General features: G+C 45.0%; 10 protein-coding genes. 2 read left to right on the top strand and 8 right to left on the bottom strand.

What is annotated here, in order from left to right:
• Positions 1-61: 61 nt before the first annotated feature.
• The 8 genes from AACW06_RS05505 to ebgR all read right to left on the bottom strand — a co-directional run bounded on the left by AACW06_RS05505 (position 62) and on the right by ebgR (position 14019).
• Positions 62-1294 carry an MATE family efflux transporter gene (locus AACW06_RS05505; protein WP_443262896.1) on the bottom strand — a complete coding sequence of 411 codons (1233 nt, stop codon included), beginning with the start codon at positions 1292-1294 and terminating at the stop codon, positions 62-64.
• Positions 1295-1684: 390 nt separating this feature from the next.
• Positions 1685-4060, bottom strand: coding sequence for an alpha-glucosidase (ygjK, locus tag AACW06_RS05500; protein WP_192074326.1), 2376 nt, complete (start codon positions 4058-4060; stop codon positions 1685-1687).
• A gap of 15 nt (positions 4061-4075) precedes the next feature.
• On the bottom strand, positions 4076-5140 hold the full coding sequence (gene ygjJ / locus AACW06_RS05495; protein ID WP_192074325.1) for a protein YgjJ: 1065 nt from the start codon (positions 5138-5140) through the stop codon (positions 4076-4078).
• A gap of 409 nt (positions 5141-5549) precedes the next feature.
• A complete protein-coding gene (locus tag AACW06_RS05490) occupies positions 5550-6983 on the bottom strand; it encodes an amino acid permease (RefSeq protein WP_176312806.1) in 1434 nt (477 codons plus the stop codon).
• Between the two features lie 568 nt (positions 6984-7551).
• Positions 7552-8976 carry an amino acid permease gene (locus AACW06_RS05485; protein WP_172532000.1) on the bottom strand — a complete coding sequence of 475 codons (1425 nt, stop codon included), beginning with the start codon at positions 8974-8976 and terminating at the stop codon, positions 7552-7554.
• A gap of 177 nt (positions 8977-9153) precedes the next feature.
• Positions 9154-9606, bottom strand: a complete 453-nt coding sequence (locus AACW06_RS05480; RefSeq protein WP_171979489.1) for a beta-galactosidase subunit beta — start codon at positions 9604-9606, stop codon at positions 9154-9156.
• Between the two features lie 3 nt (positions 9607-9609).
• Positions 9610-12711, bottom strand: a complete 3102-nt coding sequence (gene ebgA, locus AACW06_RS05475; RefSeq protein WP_192074324.1) for a beta-galactosidase subunit alpha — start codon at positions 12709-12711, stop codon at positions 9610-9612.
• Between the two features lie 324 nt (positions 12712-13035).
• Positions 13036-14019 carry a transcriptional regulator EbgR gene (gene ebgR, locus AACW06_RS05470; RefSeq protein ID WP_192074323.1) on the bottom strand — a complete coding sequence of 328 codons (984 nt, stop codon included), beginning with the start codon at positions 14017-14019 and terminating at the stop codon, positions 13036-13038.
• Positions 14020-14412: 393 nt separating this feature from the next.
• Here ebgR and galE point away from each other — a divergent pair, with 393 nt between their 5' ends.
• Together galE and AACW06_RS05460 are read left to right on the top strand one after the other, a co-directional pair.
• Positions 14413-15432, top strand: coding sequence for a UDP-glucose 4-epimerase GalE (gene galE, locus AACW06_RS05465; RefSeq protein ID WP_192074340.1), 1020 nt, complete (start codon positions 14413-14415; stop codon positions 15430-15432).
• 94 nt (positions 15433-15526) lie between these two features.
• Positions 15527-16579: a UDP-glucose--hexose-1-phosphate uridylyltransferase gene (locus AACW06_RS05460; protein ID WP_192074322.1), complete on the top strand. Its 1053-nt coding sequence runs from the start codon at positions 15527-15529 to the stop codon at positions 16577-16579.
• Positions 16580-16619: the final 40 nt, after the last annotated feature.

Raw genomic sequence — 16619 nt, 5'->3', positions numbered from 1 at the left:
TTACAGATTCAAATTTATTGATTAAGCAATTGTAAATCAAACCACTTTAAAAGAAGAATGACTAGCTAAGCTTAAACTTGGTCCATGCTTTAGATCGCCAACGTTTGCACATGATAACGCCACGAAACCATTCATCTACGGAAATCGCGACCCACGCTCCCACCACGCCCCATCCCCAATGCAAACCGAATAAATAGGTCAAACCAGCACCAAAGATCCACATGCTCAATATGCCCATTTGTACCGGAAAACGAATGTCGCCAGCGCCTTTTAAGGCTGCGATAAAAATCAGGTTAAATGCTCGTCCTGCTTCCATCACAATCGACCCTGTAATCAACATGGTAACTAACTGTGTGATTTCTGGATCGGAAGTGAAAAGGGCAATAATATCAAAACGCAACAGGTAAATAGAGACGGTTAACGCCGTTGAAACCAGAAAACCGACCACGAAGTACTTCTGCACTTTAGTCAGAATTTCATCCACCCAACCTTTACCGATATAATAGCTAGTTTGAATTTGCCCTGCTTGCCCTAGTGCTACTGAAAATGCAAACGCAATGCGGGCAATATTTTGTGCATAGGTAAATGCTGCCAGTGAAGCCGTGCCCATTTTCACTACGAAGAAAATCACCGTCAGCTGCATCATATTATAAGAGAGGATCTCGCCAGCATTCATCATGCCGATTTTAATGATCTTTTGGTAAAGTTTTTTCGGGATGATGTTCCATTCTGAAAATGGCAAAGCAATGTGATAGTGCTTAGCAGTGAAGTACAGCAATATGGTACTGACTATTTGGCTAAATACCGTTGAAATGGCTACCCCTTCCACGCCATAAACCGGCAAGCCAAACGGTTGGAAAATAGCAATATAGTTACCAATGACGTTGAGCAAGCCTGCAAATAAGTTAATAAACATCGGAGCTTTAGAGTAGCCATTACTGCGTAAGATCGTCGCAAACACGATGCCAATGGTAACGTTTACCGTAAAGCTGCCGCTGATGATCAGATATTCATACCCGTATTGGGCTACTTGTGCTTCGAGTCCATAGGCGTTCATCACCGCATTAGCACTTAAAAATGAAGCTAAACTCAAAGCACTGCCAATAGCCAGCCCCAATAATAAGCTTGCGATATTGACATGTGCCGATTCACTTTGACGGCCAGAGCCATTGTACTGACCAATCAGAATGCCCGTACCGCTGCTAACCATCATAGATACAATCAAAAGAAAGAAATTGATTTGAGTGATTACCCCAACCGCAGATACAGCCTTATCTGAATAGCTACTAAGCATAAATACATCGCTAGTGTTAATTGCGGTGCGCAATAAAATTTCGATGAAAATCGGCCAAGTTAAGGTGACGATATTCATTCGAGTATTAAGATCGATACTGCTTTTTGTCATGGGTTATAGCTCAAAAGAGAAATCAAATATGGTCAGGAATGACCACAAATTTTTGGTGGCGAAGGATTGCACAGAATTTATCCTATTGTGTTAATTAACGGAAAGGAATTCGCTTTGAAACGGCGATACGATGTACTTACCCCTAAGCTTCGATTTATGTATCTTCTGTTCAAAGTCAATAAAGCAGTATCCATGATTTCAGGCTATGATTGGTATGATGATGCTTCTTCTTTTTTTTTAAAAAAAAGCGCCATTTATAGGCGCTTTAGTCGAGAATAATTAGTGAGTATCAGTAAAGAAATCGTTGTAAAGCATGTACAAGTGAGCCGCACTCCAAGAGAAGTTTGGTGCACCTTGCTGTTTACCGTTTAGTGGGTTGTAGTTCTCACGGATAGGACCGTCTTGTACTAAACCATCGGCGTGGTCAAAGAACGCGCTTGCCATTTCAATCGCATCGTCACGGTAACCGTAGCTGTCCATACCTTTTAGGCCGAAGTAGAATTGGTCTACCCATACGCGTCCACGCCAGTAAATATCTGGGCCGAATGCTGGGCTAGAAAGCGCCGCTGTGCCCAGTGGAACGTAGGTGTTGAACTCAGATGTATCTTTCATCACAGAGACAACCGCATCAGCGTGCTCTTGAGTTGCCACGCCGTTGAATAGTGGTGACCAACCTTCAGGGCCTTTGCCACGTTCTACAATCGGTTTACCTGCACAGCCATTGGCGAGTGGTTTGTCTTCGATACGAATGTCGTAAAAGAAGTTAGTGCCTTCGTCGAACATACAAGTGTTGATGTAGTTCGATAGGTGCTCCGCTTTTTCACGGAACTCTTTCGCTTCAGCCTTTTTACCTAGAATGTCAGCCATTTCTGCTAGGTACTTGTTATCGCTGTACATGTAGCTGGCTTGGTCAACAGACTCTTGCAGTAGTGAATAGCCTAGCAATGTGCCGTCTTCAGCGCGGTTTTGAGCGAACTCAACGTCCCAATCGCTGCGCTTGCCGCCGTTAGCAACGTATGCGTATAGCTGATCTTTATCGATGAAACCAAATGCTGCGGCATCGTCACGACCAGACTCCCAAGAAGCGGCTGTTTGAGCTGGGCTTTCGATGCGATCGTAATCACCTTTAGCCATCACTTCATTTAGTGCTTTTTGGCCAATGATGGTCTCGTGTTTATCGCCACGAACTACGGTGAAGTACATTTCGCCTTCAGGTGTGTTGTGTGCTTTGTCGCGCGCTGCACCATATTCAGGTACACCGTTGCCGTTGTGATCACGGTTACGTAGCCACCAATCATGGTACGCGACTAGCTTTGGATACATTTCTTCCAACCAAGCTTTATCGCTGGTGGTCTTGTAGACTTCCATTACCGCCCAAGCAGCAAGGCTAGGCTTAGTGTTACGCTCGTTCCAGTTGCCACCGTCACCGCCACGTTCAGGGCTTAGGTTGTAAGCGAGTAGATCTGGTACGTAACCTTCATCCCAAGGACGAACCGCATCGTCTGCTTGGATTTGGTAAGCGAACATCGCGCGGATGTTGTCTTTTGCTACGTCTGGGTTGAAGTGAGCCATTGCGTAAGCTTGCTTCCATGTGTCCCACGGCCAAGTTTGGTTGCCTGAAAACCAACGCGCCGTTACTGATGGGGTCACAGAATCAAACTTCATTGCACCTGCTGCGCCACGCCAGTTACCGTTTAGGGTTTCCATCGCTTTAACCGCAACACGCTCTTGTTCTGGCGTTGCATTCGGGTTGGTCAGACCCATCTCTAGGTAACCTTCCCAACGTGCTTCAGATGCGGCTAAGAAGTCGGTAGGGTTTGCCATGATCTTTTTGATTTTAGGTTGTTCCGCTTGCGCTTCTTTTGCGGTTAGCACATGCGAGTATGTGGTGTAGATGGTCGTTGATTGTTCAATGCTTGCGGTTGAAGTAAACGCTAGGCCATTCACCTTGGTTTGGGTTGGAATCGATTTATGAACTTGGTACTCAGACTCACCTGAGGTCAGTAGATCCCACGTTGAACGTACTTTACCGAACGTTACCTTTAGGCCATCATCTGTTGCAATGATTTGACGGTCGTACTCAGGGTAAGTCTCTGCAATGGTTTTATCGGTTTGTGCTACGCCTTCTTTCGCGTGTGTTTTTTCAAGCAGTTCTCCATCCCACACTAACTCAACAGGAGAGTCTGTGGTGACTTTAGTCTCTAGCAGAGAGGTACGGTTAGAAGCAAAACGCATCGTCAACTCGACCGTTACGTCATCTGATTTGAGTATCTGAACCAATGCGCCCGGTAAGCTGTAAGCTTCCATGGTGAACGCGACCTTTTTGCCATCTTTGAACACGCTTAGGCGGTCAAAGTTATCAGCCATGAAGTTGATGTACTCTTCGGTAAGCAGTGCAGTCCCTGGGAAGCCCCCCATGCCCTCTGCTGTGTCTGGTAACAAGTGACCGTGCCATGCTCCTAGGTCGAAGAACGGGTTGAAGCGTTGATGGTCATCGAAGTCGTAGTCACGCATGTATTCAGGTGAGCCAGTACGGTCGATAACGTTCTTAAATTGGTTTGCTTGAAGCTCTTCAGAGCCTATATTTGACGCGCAACCAGTAACAACAAGTGCTGCACCAATAGCGATAGCTGCGAATGATTTGTTCAGTTTCATAGTGAGTTCCTGTTATTACCAGTAGAAGTATTGCATTGCGAACACTTGCGCGTCGCCAATTTCAGTGTCGCTGCCGACGCCAAAGCGGCTATCGAAAGCAGTCGCAAACGCGCCGTTTCCGTATTCGTACCAAACACCGGCATTGATGTAAGAGGTGATCTCTTTGTCGCCATTGTCGCCATCAAAGTTTGCGTAGTTGTAAGCGGCTGATAGGTAAACGCCCTGAGCGGCTTCGTACCAAGCACTGGTTTGAAAGCCTGATTCACTACCGAACGATTCTTGGTTGCCTTTGTCTGTGTCGTGCCATACGCGGGCTGCCACATTTTTGTATTCCACCCCCAATAATAGAAGTTCACCGCCATCGTTATTACGAACTTCACCGCCGCCCATTAGGGTTAAGCCGTCAGTAAGGTCGTATTGAAGATAGCCATTGACTATGGCGTTCTTATCTTTCCATTGGTCTGCGAATCTGTCGTATTTACCGAAGTGAATCAGAGCATCATCTTCAGAGAAGTCAGATTCTGGTGCGAAAGAAACGCTGTAGCGAAGCTTGCCTTCTAGGTTTTGAATTTTTATACCTACGTTTACATCACGGGTGTTTGAGATCGTATAGCCATACTCAACTGTTGCATCTCCCCACCATTGAACATCATCCAATGAGGAGTCCATACGACCTACGATGAATTCAGTTTTACCATCGGTGCGGTAGCCCGCGTAAAAGCGGTTAAAACCACCTTCAAAGCCACCCCAACCATGGCCTGTAGCCCATGGATTCCCTTCATTGTCGACTTGTACTGTCCACCCTTCTAGGTAAGCAAGACCAAACCAGTTACCATTGTCGATGGCTAAACCTGCTTCTATGTAAGTACCATCGGCATAACGGCCTTTGTCATCACCTTCTAGTGCAACATGACCACCAAGGCCAAGTTCACCATAAAAGTTAAATAGGGTTTCAGTTTCTGTTTTAGGAGGCTGAGTATCACTGTGGTTTGCTGCGGACTCTTCCGCGTGAGTAGTGGTGCTTAAGGCAGCAAGAATACAGCTTGTAATAAGAGTGGTTTTAGTAAAACTACTTTTCATTTTAATCACTTCTGTGTCGGGGCTATGAATGAAGGTTCGCAAGCAGTTCTGACTTCTAATATGGGGTGCTCTTCAAGGCGTATTGGTCAGGTTACTTACGATCGCAAAACCGATATTAATGATAATTTTGATGTTTAAAATTAATTTAGTTTAAAAGTGTGATCTGTTTTTAGTAAAAGTTTACTTTGTTTTTGTTTTGACTTTAAGTTGAATGTGTAGAGGTATGACTGGGTGGGGTAGCTATTCGAGAGGTGAGTCATTTTATAGGCGGTTCGATTGTTGACTCGAATATCTTCTTGCTTGAATGGCTTTGATGAAATGGAGCTATTGAGTGGAAGTGTACCGACAAATAAAAAGGCACTCACTAAATGGGAGTGCCTTAAATATTCAATCAGAGTGCAGGGTTAAACTAAGCGTTCGCCGGTTCAGGTTTTGCTTCTAGTTTTTTCTCTTCTGGAGATAAGCTTTTTTCATATTTGCCGTACTTCCACCACGCGTAGCCAAGGAAGATAATAATCCCGCCCATGTTGTAGAAGATGATGGTCATGATGTCTGCACCTGTTGGGAAGGTCGATGCAAAGAAGCCAACCGTAAAGATACCGATAAGAATCGACACCGCTGTAATACCGACCGTACGGGAGCCCATGCGGAAATCACGTGGAAGATGGTCGAGTTTCACGCGCAAGTGAAGGTAAGCGATCATGATGAACAGTGGCGGTAGCATAGAAGCTGCTGCTGTCATGTTGATGATGGTGCTCATCAAGTCTTGAACGGTGTCTGACGCCAACGTTGGGATGAACATCAATGGAATCACGATGAAGAACTGAACCCATGCGGCACGCTCAGGAACGCCTTGCTTGTTTAGTGCAACGGTCTTCTCGCCGAAGATACCTTTAGGGATTTCAGAGAAGAAAATTTTAACCGGTGTCGCTGTCCACATTAGTAGGGAGCCCAACATCGCAGTGAATGAAACCACACCAACGAAACGGTTCATCAAAATTTCAGACAGGCCAAAGTGTCTTGCTAGTCCTTCAAATACCTGCACTGAGCCACCTGTAAATTTAAGCTCTTCACGAGCAACAAATACGTTCGCTAACACAGATCCTACCGAGTAAAGTGCACCGATGAAGATACCGGCAATGATGATTACTTTAACGAAAGATTTGTGACCGCCTTTGATGTCGTTGACGTAAACCGCAACTGATTCTGCACCGCCTGCCGCCATGAATATCCAAGTGATTACACCAAGGAAAGCCCAGTTAAAGCTTGGTGTCATTGCTTCGATGGTGATTGGGTCAGCTGGTTCGATACCACCAATTAAAGCACCGCCAGATAGCAAGATGTAAGACATCGTTAGTAGCAGCATCAGTGATGATGTTAGTGAGGTGATAGGGCCCAGTAATTTCGCGCCGTTGTTAGATATATGAGTCGCGATCGCAAACAAAATAGTACTCAGAATGGCGGTGGTGATTGGCGTGAATATGTACTCAAAGCCTAAGAATGCATATGACGCGTAAGCGATGATTCTAGGTAGCAGAGAGGTGAAGAAGAACAGGTTAACAAACCAGTAGGTGTAAGCTGAAATAAACGCCCAGCGACCGCCTAGAGAGCTTTTAACCCAAGAGTAAACACCCGCTTCAGAGTCTTTATTCAGTGACACAAATTCTGCAACGATCAAACAAAATGGCACAAAGTAAAAGATGGTTGCTAGAAAGAACATCGGAGCCGAGGAAAGGCCGATCTCGATGTTGTTATTAATGATGTTATTGAAGCTGTATACCGCCGCGAAGGTCATAGACAGTAGGGCAAATTTGCCTATCGTACTGCGTTTATTTTCGGACATGATGTTCTCCGGTGAATCACGTTGATGATCGTTATAATTTGGTCCTAGAGAGGGAAGCTCTAGGCCGCACTTTTATTGTTATGTTGGTTTGGCAAACACCCGCTTTGTTTTGTCAGGGGGCTCATTGTTGTTTTGATAGATTTACGATCGGACTTCTTTGTACTTTCCTTTTCTGGTGTTTCAGTAAAGTTATTACCAAAACAAAGAGTTAAAGATTAAGACGTTCGTTGAAGAGGTTGCTTGTTTCATGAGTGACTGTTTATAAGGCTTGTAGGGGCTTTGTGTTGCTTTTTTATATTAGTCAGTTTGTCTCTTCAGCAAGAAGATTAAAGATTAAGCGGCGGGAAGTTAATCTAAATTGATCAAATATGTGACCTTGGGTAAATAAATTTAGTTAATATTTTACCTTTATTTTTATTCGAGTTTTATTACCTATTAATTGGTGTTTTTCGTGAAGTGAAACCTTGACGGAACAACGTTTTTATTTCTCTATTTCATATTTAATTATTTGATTTAAAACAAAAAAGCGCCATCATAGGCGCTTTGGGATTTGAGCTAATACGGAGTGTTACGATTGCTTAGCCGTTTCTAGCTTTGCGTCTTTACCTGCCTGCTTTTTTTCAAAACGGGAGATCCACCACCAAGCAATACCAGAGAATACCGCTGTCATGAATACGTTGATAAAGAAGGCTTGAACTAGGTCAACACCTGTTGGGAATGCCGATGCAGTCATGCTCACAACGAAGATACCAATAAGTACAGATACAACAGCCATACCTTGAACTCGAGTACCCATGCGGAAATCACGCGGTGTATCGTCATGCTTCAAGCGGAATACAAAGTATGCCACCATGATGAAGATAGGCGGTAACATTGCAGTACCTGCTGTCAGGTTGATTGCAGTGTTCATCATGTCTTGTACTGATTCAGAGCCGAAGCCGTTAACTACAAGCATCACGAATACGAACGCAAACTGCCACCATGCTGCACGAACTGGAACACCGTGTTCGTTAAGCTCTGTCGTTTTCTCACCGTAAACGCCTTTAGGAATCTCAGAAAAGTGAATTTTTACAGGCGCTGCCGTCCACATCATCATCGAGCCAAACATAGCAACGAACAGTACGATACCAACGAAACGGCCAACGAGAGATTCAGAGATATTGAAGAATTGCGCCATACCAGTAAAGATTTCAACCATACCACCGGCGTAAGTTAAGTCTTCACGAGCAACGAACACGTTTACCAGTAGCGAACCTACGGCGTACATTGAACCGATAGCGATGCCCGCACCGATAATTACTTTGATGAAAGACTTGTGACCGCCTTTTACATCGTTTAGGTATGCCGCTGCAGTTTCTGCCCCCCCGGCTGCTTGGAAGATCCAGCACATGATACCTAGTGTTGCCCAGTTAATGGTCGGTGTCATTGCCTGAAGTGTGATTGGTTCTACTGGTTCATGGTTGCCGCCCAGTGCCATTAGTGCACCAATAACGTAGATCGCGAACAGTGCGAATACACCGTAAGCCACTATTTCAGAGATCTTACCTAGCCAGCTCGCCCCCTTGGTTGAGATGTGTGTTGCTGCTGCAAACAGAACAATCGAGATCACTGATGTGACAAATGGAGAGAAGGCGTATTCGTAGCCAAGCATCGCGTAAGACGCATAAGCGATAACATTCGGTAGCAGAGATACAAACCAGAATAGGTTTACGAACCAGTACAAAAATGAGCCCAAGTATGCAGCTTTAGAACCCAGTGGCTTTTTAAGCCAGTCGTACATGCCTGACTCTGAATTTTTATTTGCTGATACGAATTCTGCAATGATGAACACAAACGGAATGAAGTAAATAAGGGTCGCAAGCAAAAAGATAGGAGCAGAACTTAATCCCAATTCGATGTTGTTGTTTACGATGTTGCGAACGTTAAATACCGCTGCAAATGTCATGGAAAGCAAGGCAAATTTGCCTAACTTACCGCGCACAGATTCAGACATAGTGTCCTCCAAGGAATCACGTAATTATAGTCGTCATTTCTCTATGCTTCCTTGTAGGGAAGAAGCATAAAGGCGTTTGCAGTGTGACTGAGCCTTGAACGGCAAGCCTTAGTCACACTGTGAATAGATTTTGTTGTTGCTACTTTCGGCTGTTTGGCTTCAGTAACTTAATGTCGGTTATTTATTGAGGAAGTAACCGTCTTCGATAGTCACTTTCAGTACCACTTTGCGAACTCGGTTATCACCGTGAAAGCGGTAAGCTTTGCTGTTATCAAAGATCGCCACTTGGCCTTCAACTAACTCACGAGTATCGCCGTTACCCATTAGGTGTTCACGGTCAGTTTCATCGCTGTAAGCTTGGGTCTGTTCAAGTTGAGACTTATCTGCAAACTCAACTGTTTCACGACCTTCCAAGTAGTAGTGCACATCAAAGTAACGGCGGTTACCGGTGAAGTTTTCAGTGTTACGAGCGACACCGTCTTCAATCATGTAAGCCAGTGAGTCACCAATGGAATACATCACGCCATCTTTGATGTTGCCAATGTTTTCAATCGCTTCTATACAGCGTTGCCATTTACGACCGTCGCGGTAAACGACTTTAAATTGCTCTAGGTTGTCTAAAACGATCATCGCTTATGCCTCGTTTTGTTGTGGTTGAGTTTTTGGCGTATTCACCGTGAAGAACTCGTCACCAAAGTTGTGATTGATTAGGTGTTGCGCGCCGCAATCGCCTGCTTGGAATGGAATTAGCGTTAAGCCGTAACGGAACTCATCCATGTACACGCGGTAAGAATCCAACACTTCACTGCCCCAAGAGTTTGAACCTAAGCCCATAACTTGGTGGTCTAGATTTAGCGTGATGTAACCGCTCTTCTCTAGCTCAATCGTGTGTTGTGCTTGATGCAAGTTTTGGTTGGTGTAGAACCACGCGCTGAAGTTGATTTCTTGTTGTGGTTTCACCGCAATACCATTGCCAGCACGGCTTGAAAGCGCAGCCCAACGAACGTGTTGGCGGTTGCCGTTGTTTTGTGGGAACGGGTAGTTCTCAAACATATCTGCAACCGTTGATTGGTATACATCAATCATGTTGGCTTGCTTGCTGTCTTGGTAGTTCTCTTCTGGGCCGCGGCCATAGTATTGAACTTGGTCGAAGTCGCCATTGATGCCCATATCGAAACCAATTACTGGAATCACGTGCGGGTACTCACCGTAGCGTTCGCCACTCAGTTCCACGTTCAGGTGGCCTTCAGTATTGATTTGGTAACGGTATTCACAACGCATACCGAAATCGAAGACTGGCGGAGCAATGATGCTTGTTGTGGTGATTTCAATCTTGCCGTTAACCTGTTCAACATCCAGTGTGCGGAAGTGCTCCTGCATGATCTGTAGGTGTGCAGGTTGCCAGTAACCATCGTGCTCTTGCTTGTGGTTATCGATCATTGGCTTGAAGAAGTTGATTCGTGGTTCAGACTTAATTATCTCTTCGCCATTGACTAACCATGACGTCAGCTTGCCGTTCACTTTCGAGAAGTTCAGCGCAAAGTTGTGACCTTTGATTAAGTAAGCGAGACGAGACTCTTCAACATTCAGTACTGTTGCATTGTTATTGGTGAACGCATCTAGTTGTGCTGTGTTCTCTTTCACTTGGAATTGGTAAACAGCGATGTCGTGGTTCGCTTCGCTGTATGAAGTCCGGGAATTCTTACGAACCGTAAAGTTCACAAACACTTCTCGCTCATCAAGCTCTGGCAAGTTTAGAGTCAGTTCACGGCTAGAGTTTTCAGCGAGATCTTCAACCTTGATGTGTTGTACCGCAATGGTTTCACCCTCAGCACGGATCTCCGCAGTGATGGTGTAGTCATCAATGTTTGAGAACCAAAATTTGTTATCGACGGTGAAGGTGCCCGTTTGTGCATCGAAATCGCGAATCTTCACTGGGGCAATAACTTGCTTGTACTCTTTCAAGCCTGGGCCTGGAGTTTGGTCTGGGTAGATCAAACCATCCATACAGAAGTTGTAGTTGTTCGGGTAGTCACCGTAGTCACCCCCATACTTGTAGAATTCAGTGCCCGCTTCATCACGCGCTAGAATGCCGTGGTCACACCATTCCCAAACATAGTGGCCTTGAATCGCATCATGCTTGTAGAACACGTTTTGGTATTCGGTTAGCCCGCCTGGTCCGTTACCCATTGCGTGTGCGTATTCACAGATGATGCGTGGTTTTTCGTGAGGGAATTCACCGAAGGCATTCATCAGTTGAGCACGTGAGTACATGGTTGAAATGATGTCGACTACTTCAGCATCACGGTCTTCTTCGTAGTGAACCAGACGCGTGTCATCAATTGCTTTTGCCGCATCGTACATAGCACGGATGTTGCAGCCGTAACCAGACTCGTTGCCCAGTGACCACATGATGATTGAAGGGTGGTTCTTTTGAGCGTGGATGTGACGTTCGATACGTTCGACAAACACCGCTTCCCATGCTGCATCGTTAGTGATGCGGCTTAGGTCGCCAACGTTAGCAAAGCCGTGTGTTTCGACATCGGTTTCGCCCATCACGAATAGGCCATAGATGTCACACAGTTCGTAGAAGCGTGGGTCGTTCGGGTAGTGCGCAGTGCGTACTGAGTTGATGTTGTGCTGCTTCATCAATATCAAGTCTTTCTCTACGCGATCCATGCCGACAGCACGACCTTTTAAATGGTCGTTGTCGTGACGGTTCACGCCGTGCAGCATCACGTATTTGTTATTGATGTAGAACAGACCATCGCGAACTTTAATGTCACGGAAACCAACGCGTTGTGGAATCACTTCCAGCACCTTGCCGTCAGCGTCTTTCAGCGTCAGTAGCAGTTGGTACAGGTAAGGGTTTTCAGCGCTCCATTGAACCGGGTTAACCACATCAATAGAGAATTGAGTATTCGCACTGCCGTCGACGGTGAGGTTATCTACTGAGCCTTGCGAGATAACTTGATTGCCATCAAGCAATGCGTACTCAAGGGTTGCGTTTGTCGCTGCGGCTAAGTTTTCTAGTTCCACTTTGCACGATAGGGTAGCGCTTTGGTAAGCATCGTCGAAGTCAGTGCGAACTGTAACGTCTTGAATGTGCAGTTGTTCTTTACCTACAAGGTAAACGTCACGGAATATACCGCCCGTCCACCACATGTCTTGGTCTTCAATGTAGGTTGAATCGGCCCACTGCATTACACGAATAGAAAGTAGGTTGTTGCCTGCTTTTACGTGACTAGAGATATCGAACTCGGCGGTTAGGCGGCTGCCTTTGCTGAAACCTACGTACTCACCGTTTACGTAAACTTCGAAGTAAGTCTCAACGCCATCAAATTTGATGATGGTTTGCTTCTCGTCCCAGCTTTCGCCAAGGAAGAAAGAGCGTTGGTAAGCGCCTGTTGGGTTGTCTGATGGTACGAAAGGTACATCAATTGGGAATGGGAAACCTTCATCTGTGTATTGAAGATCGCCGTGGCCTTCCATTTGCCACATGTTTGGAACCGTAATGTGGCCCCAGTCTTTCATTTCTTGAGAGTAGAACTCTTCAGGAACCAATAGTGGATTGGTGAAATAGCTGAAATTCCATTGGCCACTCAATAGTTGGAAGTGGCTGCTAAGTTCACGCTGAAACGTTTTTGCATTCTTTTCTGATGCGTATGAGAAGAAGTATGCACGCGGTGCCATACGGTTCTCATGTAAGTTCAGGAAGTTTTCCCAGTTGTTCACGTTGCCTCTCTCTCGGCCTAAATGCAATTTGCTGACCGACGTTCTTATGCGTAATTGGGTCGTAGTGAATACGAGTATGTTGGACTGGGGTAATTATTAGTAAAAGTTTTACTAAATAAAATTAGTGAAAACGTTTTACTTTAACTCCATCACGTTTTTTATGGTTTTTTTGTGGTGCTGTGTGATCCACTTAAAAGAATGCTATTGGCTGTTTTATGAAGCAGGTTAAAGAGGGGGGGAGTGTGTACATTGATGTATGTGATGGGCACAAAAAAGGCCACCTTTAACAAAGGTAGCCTTGGTTTATCTATTTGATATATTTGGTTATTTTGTTGTGTCTCGCAGCTTGAGTTTGCTTGGTACATAGACGCGTAATGGGATGGTACGGCCGTCGCGCGCTTTCTCTATCAGAAGGTTAACACCTTGAATTCCCATCAGTTCAGAGTGGATACGAACTGTTGATAAAGATGGGAAGGTAAACTTAGCGGTTGGGATGTCGTTTACACTGATCAGCGCAATGTCTTCAGGAATGTGCAATCCGTGCTCATGAATCGCTCGTAAAACGCCAATTGCGATGGAATCTGACGCAATAAACATGGCTTTCGGGTAGTTGCCCGTCGCGAGCATCTGTTTTGCAAGCTTGTAACCTGAAGAGCTAGAGAAGTCACCACGATAGATATCTTGTTCACTGACAACGTTCTTGAGGCTGCCATATTCAGCAAAGGCGACTTCACGAATGTCAGGGGTGTTGACGTCGTCTTGTCCACCAATAAAGCCGATGCGCTCATAGCCTTGGTTGATAAAGAAGTTGGTAATCTCTTTGCTGATCAAAGCCAAGTCGATATCGACAGAGTCATAAGGTTCTGAATGATCAGTAAAATCGACATAACAGATATTATCGCTCAGCTTTTTGGCTTGCTCGATAACCTCTGGTGTCATTCTGCCTACCAGAAGTACACCGGTGATAGGGCTTGAGTTGATGTGTAGTTTACTTTCATAACAGTTGGTTAGCTTAACTTCCATTTTTTCACACTGAGTTTCAATCCCGTGGCGAATCGATAGGTAATAAGGGTCGTTAACCTCAGCTTCTTGTTTGTAGTTATACAAGGCAAGGAAGTGGTGATTTTGTTTTTTATTGCTAACTGCTTTTCGTGAGCTGCTGGTTTTGTATTCCAACTTCTCTGCAATTTCAAAGATACGCCTTTTAGTCTCTTCCTTGACGTTTAATGTAGGATCTTCATTGAGAACCCTTGAAACTGTAGCCAATGATACATTCGCTTCAGTCGCGATATCTTTTAATGTTGCCATATTCACTTCCTGTTATTGGAACATTGCGTTGCTTTGAAATTGGTATTTAGTAAAAAAGCAATGCACCTCTTTATTCTGCAGACCTATTGTAATCAAACTGAAAGTCATTGCATTAACTTTTAGTAAAATAAATGCTTAACTCCTCTATGATGTCCAAAATCTAACTATCTATAATTATCTTATTAAAATTCAATAGATTAGCTTTAATTGAACCCGAGTTATCTCTATGCCATGTTCAATTACAATGATGAAAGTCAGTGTAAACGTTTACACTTCGTGGTTTTGATCACAGAATTATAGTCAAAATGGCTGCTACTATTTCTGACATACGGTGCTACTGAGCTGAATATCAGTTCGAGTTAGCCGACGAATGACGACAAAGAGAGGTTGATGGTGAAAGTACTGGTTACAGGCGGCATGGGTTACATCGGAAGTCATACATGCATTCAAATGATACAGGCAGGTATGGAGCCAATCATTGTTGATAACCTTTGCAATAGCAAAGAGCTAGTGCTGGAACGAATTGAATCCTTAACTGGCAAGCGGCCAACTTTTTATCTTGGCGACATTCGTGACCAATCTTTTCTAGATAGCGTGTTCTCAGAAAACGATATCCAAGCCGTGATTCATTTTGCGGGCCTGAAAGCAGTTGGGGAGTCGGTGGCTAAGCCTTTGGAATACTACGATAACAACGTCAATGGTTCACTGGTGCTGGCTCGAAGCATGAAGAAAGCGGGTGTGAAAAGCATCGTATTTAGCTCTTCTGCTACCGTTTACGGTGACCCTGAAGTCGTACCAATTACTGAAACTTCACCAACTGGCGCAACAACCAACCCTTATGGTCGCAGCAAATATATGGTGGAAGAGTGCTTAAGCGATCTGTTCAACGCGGAGAACGATTGGAGTATTACACTACTGCGTTATTTCAACCCAGTTGGAGCACACCCATCAGGCACAATGGGCGAAGATCCTCAAGGTATACCCAATAACCTGATGCCGTTTATTGCTCAGGTTGCAGTTGGCCGCAGAGAGAAGCTTTCTATATTTGGAAACGATTACCCAACGATTGATGGTACTGGTGTTCGTGACTATATCCACGTGATGGATTTAGCCGATGGTCACGTTGCAGCACTAAAAGCGGTTGGTGAGAAAGCGGGGTTGCATATTTACAACCTAGGTACAGGTAAGGGGTCGAGTGTGCTTGAGATGGTTGACGCCTTCGCACAAGCATCAGGTAAGCCCGTACCTTATGAACTTTGCCCACGCCGCGCTGGTGATATTGCAGAATGTTGGGCAAGCACAGAAAAAGCAGAGCGTGAGTTAGGTTGGAAAGCGACTCGCAGCGTGATGGAGATGACGGCGGATACGTGGAATTGGCAGTCGAATAACCCGAATGGCTATTCCCCTTCGTAATTGAAGTCGCAGTGCTTTTATCTGGTATCGGTTATCGGCATTTTTCTCATTGATTAGTGCAGAAGATAAAATTTTAAAGAGTTGAGTAAGTAGCATGTCAAAAGTTGAATTTAACCCAGTAGATCATCCGCACCGTCGTTATAACCCATTAACGGGTCAGTGGATCTTAGTATCGCCGCACCGTGCGAAACGTCCGTGGAGTGGCCAAGATGAAAAGCCATCGACCGCGCAGCTTCCTGTGTACGAGAAAGAGTGTTTCTTGTGCCCAACCAATACGCGTATCTCGGGTGATGAAAACCCAGATTACGACGGTACTTATGTATTCAATAATGATTTCGCGGCGCTGATGCCTGATTCACCTGACGCTCCAGAGTCTGATAACCCTCTATTCAAGACTCAAGGTGTACGTGGGTTGAGCCGCGTGATCTGTTTCTCTCCGGACCACAGCAAAACGCTGCCAGAGTTACCAGTAAACAAGATTCGCGATGTGATTGATACGTGGAATGAACAGATTGAAGAGCTGGGTAAGGATTATCTGTGGGTTCAAGCTTTTGAAAACAAAGGCGAGACAATGGGCTGCTCTCAGCCACATCCACATGGTCAAATCTGGGCAAATAGCTTTTTACCCAATGAAATTGAACGCAAAGAAAAATTGCTAAAAGAGTACTTTGAACAACAAGGTTCTAATCTATTAGTGGATTACGTTGCAGCTGAAATGAAAGACGGCTCTCGTACGGTGGTTGAAACTGAACATTGGATTGCTGTGGTTCCTTACTGGGCTGCGTGGCCATTTGAAACCATGTTGCTACCAAAAACACTTATTCGCCGTATGAGTGAACTCACCGATGAGCAGCGTGATGATTTAGCGGTTGCGATTAAGAAGCTAACCAGCCGTTACGACAACTTGTTTCAATGTTCATTCCCATATTCCATGGGCTGGCACTATGCACCATTTTTCGAAGAAGGCACTGATATCGATCACTGGCAACTGCATGCGTTGTTCTACCCGCCATTGCTGCGCAGTGCTTCGGTTCGTAAGTTCATGGTCGGTTATGAAATGCTAGCAGAAAGTCAACGTGATCTTACCGCGGAACAAGCGGCGCAGCGTCTGCGTGAGCTGAGTGATATTCACTATAAAGAACAATAAAGAACAATATTTAGAGTCACTTCAATAAGGCTCAATGAAG

This window comes from Vibrio sp. S12_S33, assembly GCF_963889785.1.
Taxonomy (GTDB): Bacteria; Pseudomonadota; Gammaproteobacteria; order Enterobacterales; family Vibrionaceae; genus Vibrio; species Vibrio aestuarianus.
The sequence above is the reverse complement of the archived record's forward strand: the minus strand, read 5'-3'. Positions and strand labels throughout refer to the sequence as shown.